Source organism: Streptomyces sp. NPDC005722 (assembly GCF_040630935.1).
Lineage (GTDB): Bacteria > Actinomycetota > Actinomycetes > Streptomycetales > Streptomycetaceae > Actinacidiphila.
Genome location: NZ_JBEXYN010000011.1, coordinates 80,165 through 99,587, shown reverse-complemented (window position 1 = coordinate 99,587; position 19,423 = coordinate 80,165). Strand labels below are relative to the sequence as shown.

Below are 19,423 nucleotides of genomic sequence, written 5' to 3'. Positions count from 1 at the left end.
GGACCGGCCCGTGCGAACCGGGGCTGAAGCCGCATTCCGCCAGCCGCTCACCCATCCCGTCCTCGCCCGGATCTCCGATTGTCGGAGTTTCACCCGCGGCGCCGTCGCCGACCGCCCTGGACGGCTGACATACGGCGCGCCTCCTCCCAAGATCTCCGCGGCCTCCCCTTCTGGGGCATACCGTGCTTCGCGTGCAATCTGGCAATGAACCGCAGACAGCCGGCTCGATCGGAAGGGTGGGCCGCTCCCTGCGGACACCCCGCGCGGCAGGTGCGGCAGGGATCCTGTTCGCCCTGCTTCTGGGCGTGACGATCGTTCTGCTGCACAGTGCCATCCCGGGCGGGCCGTCACACGGAACCGACTGGCTCACGAATTCCTGGAGCCGCAAGGCGGCCCGGGCGGAACTGACCGTGCTGCCCTTCGCCGGAATCATCTTCCTCTGGTTCATGGGAGCGGTCCGCAGCCACATCGGGGAAGCGGAGGACAAGTTCTTCGCGACGGTCTTCCTCGGCAGCGGCCTCCTGTTCGCAGCGACGCTCTTCGCGTTGGCCTCCGGCACTGGCAGCCTCCTCGCCCTGGCCGAATGGCGTGGGCCGGCACTCGACCCGCACGTGTGGGATCTCGGGCGTGCGTTCGCCCTCGACCTGCTCAGCGGCTACTGCATGCGCATGGCTGCCGTCTTCACGGCCTGCACGTCAACGATCGGGTTCCAACTGTCGGTCTTCCCACGGTGGATGACCTGGCTCGGTTACCTGACCGCGGTCCTTCTGCTCTTTGTCGCGCCTGTCTCCGGCTGGTTCCAGCTGACGTTCCCCCTGTGGGTGCTGCTCATCAGCATCCACATGATCAGGGTCAGCGGCCGCCGGAAGGGGACGACCCGAACAGCCCCTCCCCCGGAAACAACCCCTCCCCCGGAAGGTGGGATGACTGTCGGCGACGGCTGAACCGACGCATTCCTTGAAAAGGCTCAGTGATCGCACTGCCGACCGGACGGTGCACGCAACCCCACCGGGCAGACGACCCCACGACCACCTTCCGTTTCGAAGTGCAGGACCTGCCGTACGGCGGTGACCGTCCGCCAACTCCTCATGTGGTCCTCTCGTGTGCCGAGTCTGCGCTCGCACATGGGGGCGCTGGCGGCGATGTTGCTCGCGCCCGCTCAGCCGACCGAAACGTTCGCCTTGCGCGCGTCAGTCAGGGCTCGCTCTCTGAGGTCGCCGCCGAGCAACTGAAGCGTGGTGGCCGCCAGGATGTCATCCCTGCCGATGGTCCGCCCGTCCCCCTTGCGCGTTGACAGGGCCCGGTGGGAATCCTCGGGGAGCGGGGGTACGGCCGGTTCGCCCGACATCACCAGGGCGGCCGTACCGAAACGTCTGACCCCACCCTCGCGCACGACCTTGGCCGCGTCCCGGGCGAGATCCGTCAGGAACGCGCTCGCGATTCCGTCGAGGTCGCGGACCATCGCCGGCACGGCCGTCGCCCGCCGGCTCCGCAGCAGCTTCTTGACCCCGGCCTCGAACCTGTGGGCGCCGGCCACAGCACTCGGTTTGCGCGACCTGCTGCGCCTACGAGGAGGCACGATCACGCCCTCGGCGTCGTACAGGACACCGGTCAGGCCCCGGAACGTCGCGCTGTGGTCGTACCACGTGGTCCCCACCTCGAGCTCGACATCCCGGTCGATCGCCGAGAGGAGGTCCTCGGGGATCAGCTTCCTCCGGGCCCCCTCCCCCGCCGCTCTCCTCGCGCCGTCGATGATCTCCGTCAGCACGGTCCGCGTCACCGACGCGGCGGCCCACGCGGCCGGCCGAGAGACGTGCATCGGGGTCACGTCCCTGAACACCGCTCTGACGAGGGAAGGCTTGAACGGCGAGGGATCCCTCACCGAGGCGGTCTCGGTACCTCTGCGCTCAGGGCGGCGTGCGGGCAGTGTGGTCATCGGAAGGAACGCTCCCTGCTGTCGGAGTCATCAGGGACACACCTCATCATGCGGACCCGCTCTCTCCCCATCCCCCGTCGAAGCGGCCCCGGATCAAGGGCCTGACGGGCGCAGGTCCGCGCCGTCCGCCTGCCGACGTGGCGACCCTTCGCCCATTAGATGCCAGGTGTAATCTTTATATGGGTACAGGCCGCATTGCGGGCTGGGATGCACAGGACGCGCACGATCGGTGCACGGACGGACACCATCCGTGCACGTGCAGCCCGGCGAAGCAGAGGGGAAGGAATCAATGACCTCGATCTTGATCACGACGGCCAACGGCGCGACCGGCCGCCCGATGGTCGACTACCTCCTCAGGGCAGGCTTCGACGTGCGCGCCATGGTTCGCGCGGACGACGAGCGGGCTCAGCGGCTGCGCGACAAGGGCGCCGACGTCGTCTTCGGCGACCTGCTCGACCTCCGCGACGTTCGCAAGGCCATGGAGGGCGTCCAGCGCGCGTACTTCAACTACCCGATCGGCGACGGACTGGTGGAGGCAGCGGTGATGTTCGCCCAGGCCGCCAGGGAGGAGGACCTCGAGCTCATCGTGAGCATGTCGCACTTCCAGTCCCGGCCCCACGCACACAGCAAGGCCACGCAGAACCACTGGCTCTCCGAGCAGGTCTTCACATGGTGAGGGGTCCCCAACACCCACCTCAAGGGAGGGGTGGGGTCACGTTCTTCATGCAGTGACTCCTCCACCCCGTAAACGGGGTGGCTTCTCGCTAAGCCGGTTGGGCTTTGCGACGGACCAGCCCGGCCCGTAGTACGTTCAGGGCGCCCACCGTGTCAGCGTGCGCGGTGTGGCCGCACGAGACGCAGTGGAACTTCTCCTGTGTGGGCCGGTTCTCCGCGCTGGTGTGTCCGCATAGCGGGCACTGGCGCGAGGTGTTGCGGGGGTCCACGGCGATCACTTCCCGTCCGGCGCTTTCAGCCTTGGCGTGCAGGATCCTCAGGAACACCCCCCAACCGGCATCCGAGATCGAGCGGTTGAGCGCGGTCTTCGCCGCCGCGCCGCCTGGCAGGAACGCGCCCGGCTTGTCCGGGTCGGGCTTGGGCCTGGCGGTGCGGACCATGTTGCGGATCTTGAGATCTTCGTGCGCGATGAAGTCGTGCTCACGGACCAGCGTGAGGGCGGTCTTGTGTGCGTGGTCCAGCCGCTGGCGGCGCACCCTGCCATGCAGCTTGGCGACCTTCTCCACCGCGCGGCGGTGATTGGCCGTGCGATTGTCCCGGCGTACACGCGGGAACTTCGACAGGGCCTGCTGCGCGGCTTCGAGCTTCGCCGCGCCGGCACGGCCGTGGCGCGGGTTGGGAACGAATCCGCCGCCGGAGTCGGCGAGGAAGTTGGCTATGCCCAGGTCGATGCCGACCACACGGCCCGTCGCGGGCAGCGGCTCGGGCTGGTCCCGTTCGGCGGTCAGCACGACGAACCACTTACGGCCCTCGCGCTTGACGCTGACCGTCTTGACCTTGCCGACCACCGGCCGGTGCTGATGCACCTTTACGTGCCCGACGCCTTGGAAGCGGACGCGGGTGACCGGGTCGTGCGGCGTACTGCCCCAGCGGCAGCCGTCCCCGTCCTTGGGGAAGTCGACGTATCGAACCAGTTCACCCCTCGAAAGCGGGGGTACCCGGGGGTCTGAACAGCCTTGATGCGGCGGAAGAACGCGGCGAACGCCTTGTCCAGTCGGCGTAGGGTGGCCTGCTGCGAGGAGAACGACCAGCGGCCCTGACATTCCGAGTCGAACGCCCGGATGTCCTTAAGCTGCGCGGACTGCATGGCGTAACCGACGCTCGTCTGCGACACATGCTGGTAGGCGTCACGGCGCTCCTGTAACGCGCCGTTGTAGAGCGAGCAGTGATCCCACAACATCTCGGACAGGGCCTGGTCCTGACCGACGGTGGGCCGCATGAGGAACTTGTACGCACGGAACATAAGCCCACCCCCCTTCGGTGCGAGTCGATCCCGACTCTATCATTGGTTCATGTCACCACGCTGGGATTCAAACCCTGATTTGCGACGGGGTCGTCACGTCATTCACCACCTGCATGCACACTTGGTCTTTGTCACCACGTCCCGGCGGACTGTCTTCAACGACGCCATGCTGACGCGCTGCGAAGACATCATGCGGAAGGTGTGCGAGGACTTCGAGGCCGACCTGATCGAGTTCAACGGCGAAGAGGATCACGTACACCTGTTGGTGCACTACCCACCGAAGGTCGCACTTTCCCACCTGGTCAACTCCCTCAAAGGCGTCTCTTCGCGCCGCCTGCGACAGGAATACACCGACCAGCTCAACCAGGCGATCACGCACGGCCGCTTCTGGTCCGGCTCCTACTTCGCCGGCTCATGCGGCGGAGCGCCCCTCCAGATGGTCAGGGACTACATCGAGAACCAGAAGCAGCCCAACTGAACGCGGGCCACCGGCAGAGCGCTCCGAAGCGATGCTGCGGCGCTCCGTGCCGCAGCGCTCAGGATCGGATCCCCTCCCCACCTGAAGGCGGGGATTCCCTCCGAAGAACAGGGATGGCTGCTCTATCTCCGGGCTGATCCGCTACGGCCGGTACGTGATGCCCTTCGGCAAGGAGAGCCGCTTCGCCCCGATCGCCGGCCGCGACATCGCGCTGACCGCCGCCAGAATCCTCGCCTCGCCCGAAGAGCACGGTGGGCAGGTCTACGCACTCACCGGCCCTGTGGAGTACAGCCACGAGGAGCTCGCCGCCGAGGTCGGCCGGGTACTGGGCAAGGACCTTCCGTACGAGCAGGTCACCGCGGCCACCTTCCTCGAGATGCTCGGCATCGGACATGACATGGCGAAGCTCAAGCACTTCGAGGCCGTGAACCTCGACCAGCAGGAGGGCCTGCTCGCCGGCATCAGCGACACGGCGCCGCGCATCAACGGGCAGCCGCTCACGACGGTCGAGGAGTTCGTCAACGCACACCGCTCGGCCTTCGAGCTCGACTACGGCAAGCCGAGCACGTAGCCGGCCGGCGCGGGGCGGCTCCCACGCACCGGTGACGGCCACGAGGTCATCGGTGTTCCGGGTTCGGGAAGTCGGGGCGGCAGCCGGCGTCCCACTCGGCGCGCTGGTTGCCGTACACCGGAAACCCTCCTTCGCGTCGCAGCATGGCCGCCAGATGCAGGAGGTTGTAGGTCATGAACGTCGTGTTGCGGTTGGTGAAGTCGTTCTCCGGGCCGCCCGAGCCCGGGTCGAGGTACGAGGGGCCCGGTCCGGCCTCCCCGATCCACCCGGCGTCGGCCTGCGGCGGAATCGTGTAGCCGAGATGCTGGAGGCTGTAGAGGACGTTCATGGCGCAGTGCTTGATCCCGTCCTCGTTCCCGGTGATCAGGCAGCCGCCGACGCGTCCGTAATAGGCGTACTGTCCGGCGTCGTTGAGCAGGCTGGAGCAGCCGTAGAGCCGTTCGATGACGCGCTTCATCACCGAACTGTTGTCCCCCAGCCAGATGGGCCCGCACAGCACGAGGACGTCCGCGGCCAGGACGCGCTCGAACAGATCCGGCCAGGCGTCACTGGACCAGCCGTGTTCCCTCATGTCGGGCCAGACACCTGTCGCGATGTCGTGGTCGATCGCGCGGACCGTCTCCACCTGCACGCCGTGCCCGCGCATGATGCCCGCGCTCAGGTCGATGAGCCCGTCGGTGTTGCTGACCTCCGGCGAGGGCTTCAGCGTCGTGTTGACGAACATGGCGCGCAGTCCTTGGAACTGCGGCGCCTGCGCCGCGGGGGCGTCCGTCGGGTGGGCCGTCACCTGTTCCTCCCAGCGTGGGTCCTGTCCGGAGGACGCCCGGTGGGGAGTGGTGTCCTCTTCGAGGAGGCTCACCCACACACGGCGCGCGGGCAACCCGACGCCCGGGCGTACCCTCGCCGCTAGCGTGGTGGGTGCTCGTCGAGGATCCGCGCGACGGCTTCGGTGTCCTCGGCGTCGATCCTGGCCGCCTCCTGCAGGACCCGCTCGATGCTGGCCCGCGGGATGACCACGGCTCCCGCGGTGTCGGCGAAGATGTAGTCACCGGGAGTCACGCAGACACCTGCGATTTGCACCGCGACGCCGGCCGCGAACGGCATGATGGTGTCGCCGCCCCAGCGTGTCGCCTCGCCATGGCACCAGGTCGCGAACCCGTGGTCGCGCAGCTGGGCGAAGTCCCGCAGCCTGCCGTCCGCCAGCACTCCGGCCAGCCCGTGACGGACGACCCGGGACAGCTTCGTGCCGCCGCCGTGCGAGAGGTCCGGATAACCGCCGCTGGAGAGGACCAGGACCTTCCCGGCCGGGTCGTCACCGACCGCCTGGTCGAAGAGCTCGCCGAAGCCGGCGGCCGTCTGCGGCAGGTCGTCCCGGTACGGCAGGTAGGCGAGGGTGGCGGCCGGACCGAAGAGCGGCCTGGTGGGCTCGGGGCTGGACAGGGCGACGATGTGGGCGCGGTGGTTGTGGATGCGGCCCATCGCGTCCACCAGCGGCGCGCAACCGAGCCGTGCGGCCGCGGCCGCGTACTCGGCACCGTTGTCACTGCTCATGCGTCTCCTCCTGCCCCGCTCGCGATCTGTCCGCCGTTGCGGCGCGCCGGGTTCCGGGCGGGCCCCGGGCGGTTCGGGAGCGTCACGGGCGATCGCGGCCACTGGTTGTCCGGCCGGGGGACATCGCCGGGGGCCCGCAGCGCCGCGGGGGTCGCCGATGCCCCGTTCGGGTGGTCGCCGAGTGATACGTCCGTACTCACGAGTGCGCGCCTTCGCGGCAGCACGGTTCAGCCGATCCTAGGACGGAATCGGCTCGCCCGCCCGGGCTGCCGATCGTGGGCGTCCCCCTGGCGTGGGCGGAGCGCCGCTCAGGTCAGCTGGTTGCGTTCCAGCGAGAAGTAGGTCACCTGGTAGTGGCTGCTCTGGATGTGCGAGGGCAACTGCCGCACGTGATCGGCGCGGATGGTGGTGTAGACGTCGTGCCTGGTCATTCCCGGCGCGGGGGTGTAGGTGCCGGAGAAGGTCATCAGATCCTGTTCGCGGTGGCTGAAGGTGATGATGAAGCAGTATTCGACCAGGGTTTCTGCTGGGTGCGACATGGCCGCCTCTCGGTGGTGTGGGCTCGGCTCAGCGAGTACGACGTGCGGGTGATCCATCGGGTTGCGGTCGTCGCCGTTGCGTGCGCTCCGACGGGATGCAAGGCATGCAGGGATCCGACGCCTTCGACGATGTGACGGAGCAGCCGGGGCGCCCACCAGTGCTGTGGTCGCCGGGCGCAGTCCTACGTCTGCGCTCCTTGCCGTCCGCCGCGCTCCCGGTGCTCCCGTGCGCCGCTGCAGCTCCGTTGGGCTGGTCGCAGGCCGGGCGGCATGGTGGGGGCGGCTGGTTCCGGGGTCTGCGAGGTGGGGGTGTGGGTGGAAACCGCTGGCCCGTCCAGAGCGTCGGCGTTGGATCTACAAGCTGTGCGGTCGGGGGTCGATGCGGTGCTGGACGACTTCTTCGGCTCCCGCCCTCGCAGTGCCGAGACGGAAGCCGAGGGGACGTTCGCCCTCGCCGGGGACGTGAGCGACTTCGTCACCCGCGGCGGGAAGCGGCTTCGTCCCCTGCTGTGCGCGGTGGGCTGGCACGCCGGCGGGAAGACGACGATCTCCGACGTCGTGCTGCGGACGGCGGCATCGCTGGAGCTGTTCCATGCCTTCGCACTGATCCACGACGACATCATGGACCGCAGCGACCTGCGTCGCGGGGCGCCGACCGTGCACCGGGCCGTGGAGTCGCGCTACCCCGATCACCCGGCTCGCGAAGACGTGGGGACAGGGGCAGCCATCCTGGCGGGGAACCTGGCGCTGGTCTGGTCCGATGAGCTCCTGCACACGGCCGGCTTGTCTCCGGCTGAGCTGGCCGCGGTGCTGCCGGTGATCGACGTGATGCGCACGGAGATCGTCTACGGCCAGTACCTCGATCTGACCACCCGTGTGGACGCGCACGCCGGGGTCGAGTCGGCGCTGCGGGTCGCGCGCTACAAGACGGCGAAGTACACCTTCGAACGGCCCTTGCACGTGGGTGCCGCCCTGGCCGGAGCCGGGCAGGGACTGCGCGCGGCGTTGAGCGCCTTCGCGCTCCCGGCCGGGGAGTCCTTCCAGCTGCGTGACGACGTGCTGGGTGTCTTCGGCGCATCCGAGCAGACCGGGAAGCCGGTGCTGGACGATCTTCGTCAGGCCAAGCCGACGGTCCTGATGGCCTTGGGCTACCAGCGGGCGGACACCCGGCAGCGGCTCGTCCTGGACGCCCTCGTAGGCCGACCGGAACTCGACGAGCACGGGGCAGACCACGTTCGACGTGTCCTGCGGGAGACCGGGGCCTTGGGCGCCGTCGAAGACATGATCCGGTTGCGTCACCAGCAAGCGCTCCAAGCCCTGGATGACGCGGCCTTCCCCGCAGCCGCGGCCGACGCGGCCCGGCGGTTGGTGCACGGCGTCGCGGAGCGTACGGCATGACCAGGCGTCAACGCGTCAACGCGTCCCGGGCAGTGGAGGAGCGCACCGTGGCCGAGCACACCGCCGCCTCCGACCCGGATTCCCGCGATGTGGCCGGAGCCGGCCCGGACATCGTGATGCGACTGCCGGCGATGTACTTCCCCATGCCGTGGCGCTGCCATCCGGAGGTCGAGCTGCTCGAGGAGCAGGGCCTGGCCTTCATGGAGCGGCACGGCCTGTGCCTCGGTCCCGGACGCCGTGAACGGGTCGCGGGCACCAGGTCCGCGCTGTTCTTCGCGGGCAACTGCCCCGGTGCCGACACCGAGCGGCTCCAGATGGCCGTGGACTGGACGTACACGATGTTCGTGTTCGACGACTTCGCCTGCGACGAGGAATCCCCTGAGGATGCCTTCTCCTTCCTCGACCTGGCCGTGCGTGTCATCCGCACACTGGAGAGCCCGACCGCGCGCCTGCTGCCGCCGGAGAATCCCTTCGCCGGGCCGGTCGTAGAGCTGGCCGAGCGCCTGCACCGCCTGGCCTCTCCGACCCAGCGTCGCCGCCTGGTGGACGCACACCTCTCCTGGTACCTGGGCGTGGCGTGGGAACGCGCGGCCCGCCGGCAGCCTCTGATGCCCGGCATCAATGACTACCTCTACACCCGCCTCCTGTACGTCGCCGGATTCCCGACCCTCGCCTGGTTCCAGGTCAGCGAGGTGGACGACATCCCCGACCGGGAGATCAACGCCCCGGCCGTGCGCGCGCTCACCGAGATGGCCAGCATGGTCGCCGCGCTCGACGACGACCTGTTCTCCTACGGCAAGGAGCTGTGGTTCGCCGCCCGGCGGCCTGCCGAGACGGGACCCGTCCTGAATCTGGTCGGCCTCTACCTGGCCCAGCCCGGGTGCACCCAGCAGGACGCCCAGAGGCAGGCTGTCGCCTTGCGCGACCGCATCCTGGCCCGCTTCATCGAGGTTCGTGACATGGTCCAGCCGACCGCCTCCGAGCCGCTGCGCCGCTATCTGTCCAACCTGACCTGCCTCATCCGCGGCAACTACGAATGGGGCGTACGCGCAGGCCGCTACACCGATCCCGACGGCCGCCACCCCGGCGCCGTACGCGTGGCGACGAGCCCCGCCGCGGACGTTCCCAGCGCGACCGGCGCGCCCTCGGACATCCCTTGTATCGGCTGGTGGTGGCACGCGCTGCCCACCGACGCCTCGGCCCTCCACGAACGCGCCGACTGACCACCCGTACATGCGGCTTCGGAGCAAAAGATGAAGGACCTTCGTTCACTACCCTCCGCCCCCAACGGGCTTCCTCTGGTCGGTCACCTGCCGCAATTGCTGCGCGATCCGCTGGCGTTCCTGACCTCCCTGCCCGCCCACGGGGATCTGGTCCGCATCCGGCTGGGGCCGCTTGCCGTCGTCGTGCTCTGCGACGCGGAACTCACCCGTCAAGTCCTCATCAGTGACCGCGTCTTCGACAAGGGCGGCCCCGTCTACGATCGTGCGCGGGAAGTGGCGGGCAACGGGCTCCCCACCTGTCCGCACAGCGAGCATCGTCGGCAGCGCCGCCTGATCCAGCCGGCCTTCCACCCTGCCCGTCTCCACGCGTACGCGGAAACCATGACGGGCTGCATCGACGAGCGCACAGCCGGCTGGCACGCCGGACAAGTCCTTGAGATACCCACCGAGATGATGGCGATCGCCTCCAAAGCCGCGGCTGCCGCCTTCTTCTCCCGCACGCTTCCCTCAGCCGAGCTCGGCCGGATCCTCGACGACGTAACCACCCTCATCAACGGCATGGGCCGCCGTATGCTGATGATCCCCCCGCTGGACCGGCTCCCCACCCCACGCAACCGTTCCTACCTGCGGGCCCGAGCCCGCCTGCGCGACACCCTCGATCAGGTCATCGCCCAGCGACTCGCGGAGGGCACCGACCGGGGCGACCTGCTCTCGGCCCTGATCGCGGCCCGTGACCCCGAGGACGGCGGCCGCGGCATGGGCGCCGCAGAGATCAGCGACCAGACGATCGCCTTCTTCCTGGCCGGGACGGAGACCACGGCAGCCACCGTGGGCTGGGCACTGGACCTGCTGGCCGAGCATCCCGAGATCGAGCAGCGCGTCCACTCCGAAGTCGACACGGTCCTGGGCGGTACCGCGGCCACCCACGCACACTTGCCCCACCTGCCACTGACCGGACGCGTCATCACCGAAACCCTACGGCTGCGCCCGCCGGGCTGGTTCATCACCCGTGTGGTCTCCGCCGACACCGAACTGGCCGGGCATCGACTGCCGGCCGGCACCACCGTCGCCTACAGCGCCTACCTCATCCACCACGAGCCCGACCTCTACGACGACCCCGAGGCCTTCGATCCCGACCGCTGGGATCCCGCGCGCCCGCAGCCGCCCCGCCACGCCCTCATCCCCTTCGCAACAGGCGCCCGCAAATGCATCGGCGACACCTTCGCCACCACCGAGGCCACCCTCGCCCTCGCGACCATCACCGCCCGCTGGCGTCTGGAACACCTGCCCGGCCACAGCAGCCGCCCCGCCCTCGCCATGACCTTGCGGCCACGCGATCTCCGCATGCGGGCACAGCCTCGTACCGTCACTCGCACTCCTGACGGGTGCTCGGCGGAGTGAGCCCGCCAAGACCATGGCCCCTCGCATCGGGACTGCGACAGCTCGGGGGGCGGATGAACGCGTCAGGCACACCCTGCGGAAGGCGCTCCAGCCGCAGGACGTGGGCCTGCCGCGCGGCCCCCGCCGGCGCACCCGCGGCCTGCGCAGGGAGGAGGCCGTCGCATGTCCGCATCAACGACCCGGACAGCGAGTAGTCACATGAACGACCAGGCACTTGCTAGAATTCGAACGCTTCACCGTCAGGCTCGCACAGCTCTGCGACCATCAAGAAAACCACCTCGAAAGAAGAGTCATGCCCCGCAAGACGGCGGCTGCTCTACGTCTGGACGCCCTCTGCCACTCCCACCTTCGGGACTACCGGCGTCGGCCATCAGGATTCTCACCGCACACGCGCCGCGTGACCGTACGTTTTGAAGTCGAACGCGGCCTTCATGTCCGGGAGCTCGAAGACGCCATCGACCGCTGGCGCGCCTTCGCACGCCGTTCGCGCCGGCCGCTCTACTTGCCCCGACCGCACTTGCCGGGCTACGACCTGTGGGACGACCGCCTACTGATCGAACGGGCCATAGGGGCTCTCGACAGACGAGCGGCCCGAGAGATCGCGACGATCATCAAGAAGAGCGACGCCGAGTTCCTGAGGCGAACCCTTCCCGACCCTCACGCGCCACGCGCCTGGCCCTGGTGGCGCCGGAGGTGCCAAGACCTGGGGGAAGTCTTGCTCGTTCCATCCCAGGAATGTGATCGTCAGGACAAGTCCTGGCAGAGCGGGCCGGTGCACATGTGCTGAATGGTGGACGCCAGTGCCCGCTTGAGCACGTCGGCATCCGCCTCGGCGAGCGCCTCGAACATCAGCAGGTAGCGACCCACATGCAGGCCCAGCAGATGACTGGCCACCAGAGAGGCCCGCATCTCCGCCTGCTCGGGGGCGATGGCCGTGACGATGGGCGCGATCACACACGTGGTGAACAGCTCCCGCATGAGCGTTGCCGCCTCCGGGCGTTCGCATGCCGCGTGGAGCAGGGTGATCGCCGTGTTGGGCCGGCCGTCCTGCTCCCAGGTCTCCAGGAACACCTCCGCGAGACGCTCACCGATCCGGCCGGGACCCCCGGCGAGAACCTGGCGAGTGACCGTGTCGGGATCGAAGGGCCATTCGACCGTGGCGGCCAGCAGTCCTGCTTTCGAGCCGTAGAAGTGCACGACGAGTGAGGGTCTGACCCCTGCGTTCCTGGCGATCTCGCGCAGCGACGTCTGGGCGTAGCCCTTGTCGGCGAAGGCCGCACGAGCGGCCGCCAGGATCGTGGCGCGTGTCGCCTCGCCGTCCCGCGATCGTGTCGTACCGGGCGACTGCGCACTGGGCACGCCGGCGCCGGGGGGCGGAGTCTTCGTCGCTGCCATACCGGCAGTCTGACACTCGCCAACTGAACATGTACAGTAGCTGTACGATACAACTGTACATGTTCAACAGGGCGTGATCATTCGCTGCGCAATCGGTCACAAGCGGCACTCCTGCCCCGCGCGCAACACCGGCCCCCACGGCACCACGGTGGCGTACGCCACTCCGTACCAGACAGATCGACGACTCCAAAGTTGCCGGTCAGTCCGCGGCGACTCGCGTCGCCGGGCCTTGACCTGGTACCGGCGCTCGCAGCACTGGTCAGCCACGGACATGTCATATCGAAGGAGTCACTATGAAGCCCATGCTCCCTGCGCTGGTGGTGCAACCCGGTGAGGCGACCGCAGCATCGCTCACGGACGGCGCGTTCGAACTGCTCGCCGACGGGGGTGCGGTCAGCGCCAGCAGGCTCACCCTCGCAACCGGCGCCGACGGGGCTCCCCCGCACCACCACAAACTCTCCCACGAGCTCTTCTACGTGCTGGGCGGGGCGATGCTGTTCCGTCTCGGCGACACACTGACGACGGTGGGAAAGGGCGGGCTCGTCGTCGTACCGCCGGGCCTGCCGCATGTCTTCGGGGCAGCGGAGGGTGAGGTGGCCGACGTGGTGGTCGTGCTCAGTCCTGGTATCGAGCGGTTCGGCTACTTCGAGCAGCTGGCCGCCATCAGTCGCGGCGAGGCGGAATTCGCGTCGCTCCTCCCCGAACAGCACCGCTACGACGTGCACTTCGAGGACATTCCCGACTGGCGGTCGACCCCCGCACGGTAATCCGCCCCTCTGCCTCGCGGGGCGGGCCGGCTCGACCCCTGCTCCATGACGCGGCGGGCGCGTGCTCACCTGCGCGGCCGAGGGTGCGCGGGGACGGCCGGACTGTGCGCGGGCCCAGCGCCCCCTCATCGCGTCCGACGCGAGCTCGGCTTGATCGGCGCGGCTCAGCTCGCCTCGGGATGCGGTGATGTGATGCTACGTCAGTGAATGAAGCAGCAGGGTGGGCGGCAACTCCGCGGCGGACCGGCCGCCGGCGACCGCCGGCACCTTTGCTCTCAGGCGGCGATCCGCGGGACCGCAGCACAGCCACCCCGCCATCGGCCGCGAACATCCCGGCGCTGCAATCCCTACGGCCGAGATCACCAGGAGGAACCGGGCCATGACTGGAGCAAACGCGAGGGTGGCGTTGGTGACGGGCGCCAGCAGCGGGATCGGCGCAGCCACCGCGCGCCTTCTGGCCGCACGCGGGATGCGCGTCGTGGTCGACTACCTCCACAGCGCCAAGGCCGCCGAGGAGGTCGTGGCCGACATTGCGGCCACGGGCGGCCAGGCCATGGCCGTACAGGCCGACGTGCGTGAGGAAGCGGCCGTCGCGGGTTTGACGGAGCAGGTGCAGGCGACATGGGGCGGCGTCGACGTGCTCGTGCACAACGCGCTCATCCCCTATGCGGTCACGTCGTTCCAGGACATGACGTGGGAGGAACTGGGCGGCAAGATCGACGCCGAGATGCACGCCGCGTTCACCGTCACCAAGGCCGTCCTGCCGGCGATGACGGAACAAGGGTGGGGACGCATCGTCTACCTCGGCACCGGCCTCAGCCACCGGCCCCGGGAGGGCATGATCGCACTCGGCACAGCCAAGGCCGCGCTGGAACAGTTCGCCCGCTACCTCGCCCAGGAGTTGGGACCGCGGGGCGTCACCGTCAACGTCGTCGCACCCGGACCCGTGGAGGACACCCGCATCTCCGCGGACGTCCTGGACGACGAACTCAAGCACCGGCAGGTGGAAGCCACCCCCCTCGGCCGGCTCGCACGACCCGCGGACGTCGCCCAGGCCGTCGCCTTCTACGCCTCCGAGGACAACGCCTTCATGACCGGCACCACCGCCGTGGTCAACGGCGGACTGGACATGCGCTGACACGTCGCCCCGCCTCATACCCGGCGCCCGGGCACCGGCCGCCTACGTGCCACAGGCGGGCGGAGCCGGCGACCAGGGCGGGGCAGGGATGCGTTCGATGTAAAGATCTGGTTCGTTCGGTACCCTCGCGGCATGCCCAAAGACTCCAGCGCCACCAAGGCACGCATTCTCGAGGCGGCCTACCGAGAGTTCGCCGCTTACGGCTTGGCCGGCTCCCGTATCGACCGGATCGCCGAGAACGCCAAGGCGAACAAACGTGCCATCTACGAATACTTCGGCAAGAAGGAAGAGCTGTTCGACCTCGTGGTCGCCGAGCGCCTGGGGTTCGCCGTCGAGAGGGTGCAAGCTTCCTTCGAGGACCTCCCCCAGGTGGCCGGTGCCGTCTTCGACTACTACGCCGCCGAGCCCGACCGAGTGCGCCTGACCCTGTGGCGTCAGCTGGAACGGCCCGCCCCCACCCAGCCGGAGCTCGACTACTACCAGCAGCGCCTCGCCATGCTGGCCGCCGCCCAGCCAGGCCAGTCGCTCGCCCCCGCCGATCTCTACGCGATCAACTGGGCCATCCAGCACGTCCAGGCGCTCACTCCGCTGGGCCTTCAGGTCGCCGAGGGCGGCGCACCGTGGTCAACCGAGCGGTGGCAGCAACTGAGGGACGCGGTAGTCACCGCTGTCAGCCGCATCGTCCAGGACGAGACCTCGCAGCCCTGACGGCACGTCACATCGCAGGCGCTCCGGTCCGGTCGGCCTCAGCCCCGCCCGCCCGCACACTCGGCCGCGCGCCGCTGCCCCAGAGGCATCTGCGGCGCGCCGGCGCCTTGTTGATGTGCCGGATCGCGTCGAGCGGCGCGAGGACGCCCCGCTCGACGCGGCCGCCGACGACCCCTGGGCCGTCACGCCTCGGGGCCCGGCACTCAGCCCCTCGAGCCCTGGGCGCGCACGGCGAGGTGATCCCACTTCTCCCATTCGGCGAGACGCTGGGCGTATGCGGCCTTCGCCAACGCCAGCGGCCCGTGCCCGAGGAAAAGGCGCAGCGGCGGTTCGACGCTGTCCACGAGTTCGAGCATGGCCGCTGCGGTGGCCGCCGGATCACCTTGCGGGACGGAGGCGCCGAGGGCTGCCCGTTCCGCGGTCAGAGCCTGGTACGCCTCGGAGGGCTGTGCTTGGACGGAGGAGGAGCGGCCCCAGTCCGTCGCGTAGAACCCCGGTTCGACCATGGTGACTTTGATGCCGAAACCGGCCACCTCCTTGGCGAGCCCTTCGCTGAAGCCCTCCACGGCGAACTTCGTGGCGTTGTAGAGCGCGAAGAGGGGCCATGCCACGATCCCGCCGACACTCGAGACGTTGATGATGTGGCCCGTCCTCGCGGCTCGCAGGTGCGGGAGCGCGGCCTGGGTGACCCAGAGCGTGCCGAGGACGTTGGTGTCCAGTTGCCGGCGGGCCTGCTCCTCGCAGATGTCCTCGACGGCGCCGAACAACCCGTACCCGGCGTTGTTGACCACGACGTCGAGCCTCCCGAAGTGGCTGTGCGCGCGGTCGACGGCCTCGACCGCGGCCGAGCGGTCGGTGACGTCGAGCGACAACGGGAGGAGCCGGTCTCCGGCCTTCTCGCGCAGGGCCTCCAGTGACCGCGTGTCTCGCGCCGTCGCCGCCACGAGATCACCGCGGCTCAAGGCGGCTTCGGCCCAGATACGGCCGAGCCCCCGGGAGACACCGGTGATGAACCACACCTTCGTCATGACGTGCTGTCCTCTTCCGTCGGTCACTGCAGCTCCGGTCGCAGAGTGCTGTCCGGGCTGGTGAGCAAGGCTGTATTGCGGTGCTGTGGAGCGTCGCCGATCGCGCGGGGCCCACCGGGAAACGGGGCGAGCGCCGGTGCAGGCGCTCCCCCGCTCAGTGGTCCCGCCTGCGACGACCGGGCGGCTCCGCAACCGTACCGAACGAACTAGTTCTGGACAAACAGCTTCGCGATGCATAGGCTCCGAACCAGTTCGTTCGGTACAAGGTCATCGCCGATGGAGGCGCGACCGCACGAGGAGTGACGCTCATGTCCACATTCACGCCGGCCACACCGCTGACGGCCACGATCGCGGGCCAGGCCCATCCCACCCGGGCCGGCATACCCGTGATCAATCCGGCCACCGGCGAGGTCTTCGCCACCGCCCCGGACGCCACGGCGGAGGACGTCGACACCGCGGTGAAGGCCGCCTACGACGCGTTCGCCGCCTGGCGGTCGGACCCGGCCGCGCGCCGGGCCGCCCTGCACGCGGCCGCTGACGCCGTGGGGGCGGCGCAGGACGAGATCGCCGCGATCCTGACCGCCGAGCAGGGCAAGCCGCTGGCCGAGTCGGCTCGCGAGGTCGCCACGGCCGCCGCCTACTTCCGCTACTACGCGGACATGGAACTCCAGCGCCAGGTGCTCCGTGACGACAAGGAGGCCCTGGTGCACATCGTGCGCCGCCCGCTCGGGCCGTCCGCGATCATCACCCCGTGGAACTTCCCGCTGATCATCGGGGCCGGGAAGATCGCTCCGGCGCTCTCCGCCGGAAACACGGTGGTGCTCAAGCCGTCCCCGTACACACCCCTGTCCTCGCTGAAGGTCGGAGAGGTACTGCGCGGCGTACTGCCGCCCGGGGTGTTCAACGTGATCAGCGGCGGCAACGAGGCCGGCGCCGCCCTGACCGAGCACCCGCTCATCCGCAAGATCAGCTTCACCGGGTCCACCGCCACCGGCAAGATCATCTCACGCGTCGCCGCTGACGATCTCAAGCGCACCACGCTGGAACTCGGCGGCAACGACGCGGCGATCATCCTGGACGACGCCGATCCGGCCACCGTCGCCGCGGGCCTGTTCCCGCGCGCCTTCCACAACACCGGGCAGGTGTGCGTGGCTCCCAAGCGCATCTACGTCCCCGAACAGCTGCGCGGCGCGGTCGTCGAGGCATTCGCGGAGCTTGCCCGCACGGCCAGGGTCGGCGACGGCACGGACCCCACGACACAGTACGGTCCGCTCCAGAACCGGCCCCAGCGCGACCGCATCGCCGAGTTGGTCGGCGACGCCGTGCGCCAGGGGGCGACCATCGCCGCCGGCGGCGGCCCGATGGAGGGGAACGGCTACTTCTGGCAGCCCACGATCCTGACCGACGTCAGCGACGGCGTCCGGATCGTCGACGAAGAGCAGTTCGGGCCCGCGCTGCCGATCATCGGCTACCGCGACGTGGAGGACGCGCTGGCCCGTGCCAACGCGACCCACTTCGGGCTGGGCGGCTCGGTCTGGGGCAGCGACCCCGAGCGGGCCGCCGCCGTGGCCGAGCGCGTGGAGGCCGGTATGACGTGGGTGAACACCCACACCGCCGTGGCCTTCGACCAGCCGTTCGCCGGCATCAAGTGGAGCGGCGTCGGCGTGGAGAACGGCCACTGGGCGCTGGAGGGCTTCACCGAACTGCAGGTCATCCACCAGGCCGTCTCCTCCGAATCGGCGGGTCACCGCTGAGCGCAGGCCACCGCCCGACAGCGGCACACACGCAGGACGGTGCCGCGCGTCGCCTTCGGACGCGCGCGGCACCGGCTTGCGTCATCCCCCACCGATGCGAAGGACAAGCCACACCATGAGAAGCCTCCAGCGCACACCCGGCACCCGCATCCGCGGCACAGGCACGACGGGCACCGCTCCCGCCGCAGGGCTGGTGACCGCTGCCCTGGCCTTCGCGGGACTGATCACGTCGATGGCCCAGACCGCCGTGGTCCCCCTCATCCCGCAGTTGCCACACCTGCTGGACGCCTCCCCCTCCGGCGTGGCCTGGGCGGTGACCGCCGCCCTGCTGACCGGAGCGGTCGCGAACCCGATCATCGGGCGCCTCGGCGACATGTTCGGCAAGCGGCGCGTCCTGCTGTGGACGCTGATGGCCCTGTTCACCGGTTCCCTGCTCTGCGCGCTCGGCGACTCACTGCCCGTCGTGATCGCCGGTCGTGCGATCCAAGGGTGCTCGCTGGCCGTGATTCCCCTGGGCATCAGCATCCTGAGAGAGGTACTGCCCACCGCCCGGGTCGGCACGGCCATCGCGCTGATGAGTTCCATGGTCGGCGTCGGCAGCTCCCTGGCCCTCCCGGGAGCGGCTCTGCTCATCCGTGGCGTCACCTGGCACCTGCTCTTCTGGGTCTTCTCGGCCCTGTCCCTGGTGGCGCTCGCGGGAGTGCGAGCCGTCGTGCCCCCGTCGTCCCGCCCGGCGTCGGCCGCCAAGATGGACACCAGCGGAGCCGTGGGACTCGCCGTGGGCCTGGTCGCTCTGCTGCTCGCGGTGTCCGAGGGCGGGGCCTGGGGCTGGACGAGCCCTCCCGTCTACGGCCTGTTGGTGGCCGCCGCAGCGGTACTCGCCTGGTGGGGCCGGTGGGAGTGGCGGCAGCCGCATCCGCTGGTGGACCTGCGGGTGTCCTCCCGCCGGCAGGTGCTCGTCACCAACGTGACCGCGGTCCTGGTGGGTTACGCCACCTACGCCCTTGCGTACTCGATGAGTCAGCTGCTGCAACTGCCCAAGGGCACCCACTACGGACTGGGCCTGTCGACGCTCGCCAGCGGCCTGTACCTGGCGCCCCCCGGAATCGTCATGCTGCTGTCCTCACAGCCGTCGGCGCGCCTGTCCGCCCGGTTCGGCGCCCGCACCACCCTGGCAACGGGCTGTGCGGTGGTCACGCTCGGCTGGCTGCTCAGCCTGCAACTCACCCACACCGTCTGGGGACTGGTGGCCACCGCCTGCATCATCGGCGCCGGCGTCGGGCTGGCCTACTCGACGATGCCGCTGCTGGTCATGACCGCCGTGCCGGCTACCCAGACGGCGTCCGCCAACGGCCTCAACACCCTGATGCGGTCGCTGGGAACCTCGTCGTCCGGGGCGGTACTCGGGATGATCCTGACCACCGACGTGACCGCCTTCCACGGGGCCCTCGTCCCCACCGAAAGCGCCTTTCACACGGTGTTCCTCAGCGCCTCCGGCGCCTCCCTGCTCGCCACCATGACGGCGCTGCTCCTGCCGCGACGGGGCCGGACGCAGTGA

At 69.4% G+C, this 19,423-nt stretch carries 18 protein-coding genes and 1 pseudogene; 12 read left to right on the top strand and 7 right to left on the bottom strand.

Translation table 11 applies throughout. The features are described 5' to 3' along the window. Positions 1 to 191: 191 nt before the first annotated feature. Positions 192 to 944: a hypothetical protein gene (locus ABZ479_RS15605; RefSeq protein ID WP_500462088.1), complete on the top strand. Its 753-nt coding sequence runs from the start codon at positions 192 to 194 to the stop codon at positions 942 to 944. Positions 945 to 1,159: 215 nt separating this feature from the next. Here ABZ479_RS15605 and ABZ479_RS15600 read toward each other — a convergent pair whose 3' ends face one another. Then, positions 1,160 to 1,936 (bottom strand): hypothetical protein, encoded by a 777-nt coding sequence (locus ABZ479_RS15600; protein WP_500462087.1) that lies wholly within the window; start codon positions 1,934 to 1,936, stop codon positions 1,160 to 1,162. Positions 1,937 to 2,225: 289 nt separating this feature from the next. Between ABZ479_RS15600 and ABZ479_RS15595 the strand changes: the two genes are divergently transcribed. Beyond that, positions 2,226 to 2,612, top strand: a complete 387-nt coding sequence (locus tag ABZ479_RS15595; RefSeq protein ID WP_500462086.1) for an NAD(P)H-binding protein — start codon at positions 2,226 to 2,228, stop codon at positions 2,610 to 2,612. A gap of 88 nt (positions 2,613 to 2,700) precedes the next feature. Here the strand turns inward: ABZ479_RS15595 and ABZ479_RS15590 are convergent. Next, positions 2,701 to 3,914 (bottom strand): annotated as a pseudogene (locus ABZ479_RS15590) (RNA-guided endonuclease InsQ/TnpB family protein). Positions 3,915 to 3,963: 49 nt separating this feature from the next. On the opposite strand from ABZ479_RS15590, the gene tnpA reads away from it, so the two are divergent. Both tnpA and ABZ479_RS15580 read left to right on the top strand, forming a co-directional pair. After that, positions 3,964 to 4,392, top strand: coding sequence for an IS200/IS605 family transposase (gene tnpA, locus ABZ479_RS15585; RefSeq protein ID WP_500462085.1), 429 nt, complete (start codon positions 3,964 to 3,966; stop codon positions 4,390 to 4,392). 157 nt (positions 4,393 to 4,549) lie between these two features. After that, positions 4,550 to 4,963 carry a Rossmann-fold NAD(P)-binding domain-containing protein gene (locus ABZ479_RS15580; protein WP_500462084.1) on the top strand — a complete coding sequence of 138 codons (414 nt, stop codon included), beginning with the start codon at positions 4,550 to 4,552 and terminating at the stop codon, positions 4,961 to 4,963. A 46-nt stretch (positions 4,964 to 5,009) separates the two neighbouring features. On the opposite strand, the gene ABZ479_RS15575 is transcribed toward ABZ479_RS15580, so the two are convergent. The 3 genes from ABZ479_RS15575 to ABZ479_RS15565 all read right to left on the bottom strand — a co-directional run bounded on the left by ABZ479_RS15575 (position 5,010) and on the right by ABZ479_RS15565 (position 7,053). After that, positions 5,010 to 5,687 (bottom strand): flavodoxin family protein, encoded by a 678-nt coding sequence (locus ABZ479_RS15575; protein ID WP_500462187.1) that lies wholly within the window; start codon positions 5,685 to 5,687, stop codon positions 5,010 to 5,012. 182 nt (positions 5,688 to 5,869) lie between these two features. After that, positions 5,870 to 6,514 (bottom strand): RraA family protein, encoded by a 645-nt coding sequence (locus tag ABZ479_RS15570; RefSeq protein WP_500462083.1) that lies wholly within the window; start codon positions 6,512 to 6,514, stop codon positions 5,870 to 5,872. A gap of 308 nt (positions 6,515 to 6,822) precedes the next feature. Next, complete coding sequence (locus ABZ479_RS15565) at positions 6,823 to 7,053, bottom strand: hypothetical protein (RefSeq protein ID WP_500462082.1); 231 nt, start codon at positions 7,051 to 7,053, stop codon at positions 6,823 to 6,825. Positions 7,054 to 7,368: 315 nt separating this feature from the next. Here ABZ479_RS15565 and ABZ479_RS15560 point away from each other — a divergent pair, with 315 nt between their 5' ends. Genes ABZ479_RS15560 through ABZ479_RS15550 form a run of 3 tightly spaced genes read left to right on the top strand, consistent with a single transcriptional unit; the run spans position 7,369 to position 11,075 of the window. Continuing rightward, complete coding sequence (locus tag ABZ479_RS15560) at positions 7,369 to 8,451, top strand: polyprenyl synthetase family protein (protein ID WP_500462081.1); 1,083 nt, start codon at positions 7,369 to 7,371, stop codon at positions 8,449 to 8,451. Next, positions 8,448 to 9,674, top strand: coding sequence for a terpene synthase family protein (locus ABZ479_RS15555; protein ID WP_500462080.1), 1,227 nt, complete (start codon positions 8,448 to 8,450; stop codon positions 9,672 to 9,674). Before ABZ479_RS15560 ends, ABZ479_RS15555 begins: the two co-directional genes overlap by 4 nt. A 30-nt stretch (positions 9,675 to 9,704) precedes the next feature. Then, positions 9,705 to 11,075, top strand: coding sequence for a cytochrome P450 (locus tag ABZ479_RS15550; RefSeq protein ID WP_500462079.1), 1,371 nt, complete (start codon positions 9,705 to 9,707; stop codon positions 11,073 to 11,075). 744 nt (positions 11,076 to 11,819) lie between these two features. On the opposite strand, the gene ABZ479_RS15545 is transcribed toward ABZ479_RS15550, so the two are convergent. Next, a complete protein-coding gene (locus tag ABZ479_RS15545) occupies positions 11,820 to 12,470 on the bottom strand; it encodes a TetR/AcrR family transcriptional regulator (protein ID WP_500462078.1) in 651 nt (216 codons plus the stop codon). A gap of 293 nt (positions 12,471 to 12,763) precedes the next feature. Between ABZ479_RS15545 and ABZ479_RS15540 the strand changes: the two genes are divergently transcribed. The 3 genes from ABZ479_RS15540 (at position 12,764) to ABZ479_RS15530 (ending at position 15,083) form a co-directional block, all read left to right on the top strand. Further along, positions 12,764 to 13,237, top strand: a complete 474-nt coding sequence (locus ABZ479_RS15540; protein WP_500462077.1) for a cupin domain-containing protein — start codon at positions 12,764 to 12,766, stop codon at positions 13,235 to 13,237. Positions 13,238 to 13,616: 379 nt separating this feature from the next. Then, the gene (locus ABZ479_RS15535) at positions 13,617 to 14,375 is read left to right on the top strand and encodes an SDR family NAD(P)-dependent oxidoreductase (RefSeq protein WP_500462076.1); all 759 of its coding nucleotides are present in this window, start codon (positions 13,617 to 13,619) and stop codon (positions 14,373 to 14,375) included. A gap of 132 nt (positions 14,376 to 14,507) precedes the next feature. Continuing rightward, positions 14,508 to 15,083 (top strand): TetR/AcrR family transcriptional regulator, encoded by a 576-nt coding sequence (locus ABZ479_RS15530; protein ID WP_500462075.1) that lies wholly within the window; start codon positions 14,508 to 14,510, stop codon positions 15,081 to 15,083. 203 nt (positions 15,084 to 15,286) lie between these two features. On the opposite strand, the gene ABZ479_RS15525 is transcribed toward ABZ479_RS15530, so the two are convergent. Next, entirely contained in the window at positions 15,287 to 16,111 is an 825-nt protein-coding gene (locus ABZ479_RS15525; RefSeq protein WP_500462074.1) for an SDR family NAD(P)-dependent oxidoreductase, read from the bottom strand. Positions 16,112 to 16,419: 308 nt separating this feature from the next. Here ABZ479_RS15525 and ABZ479_RS15520 point away from each other — a divergent pair, with 308 nt between their 5' ends. Then, entirely contained in the window at positions 16,420 to 17,865 is a 1,446-nt protein-coding gene (locus ABZ479_RS15520) for an aldehyde dehydrogenase family protein (RefSeq protein WP_500462073.1), read from the top strand. A 115-nt stretch (positions 17,866 to 17,980) separates the two neighbouring features. After that, positions 17,981 to 19,423, top strand: a complete 1,443-nt coding sequence (locus ABZ479_RS15515) for an MFS transporter (RefSeq protein ID WP_500462072.1) — start codon at positions 17,981 to 17,983, stop codon at positions 19,421 to 19,423.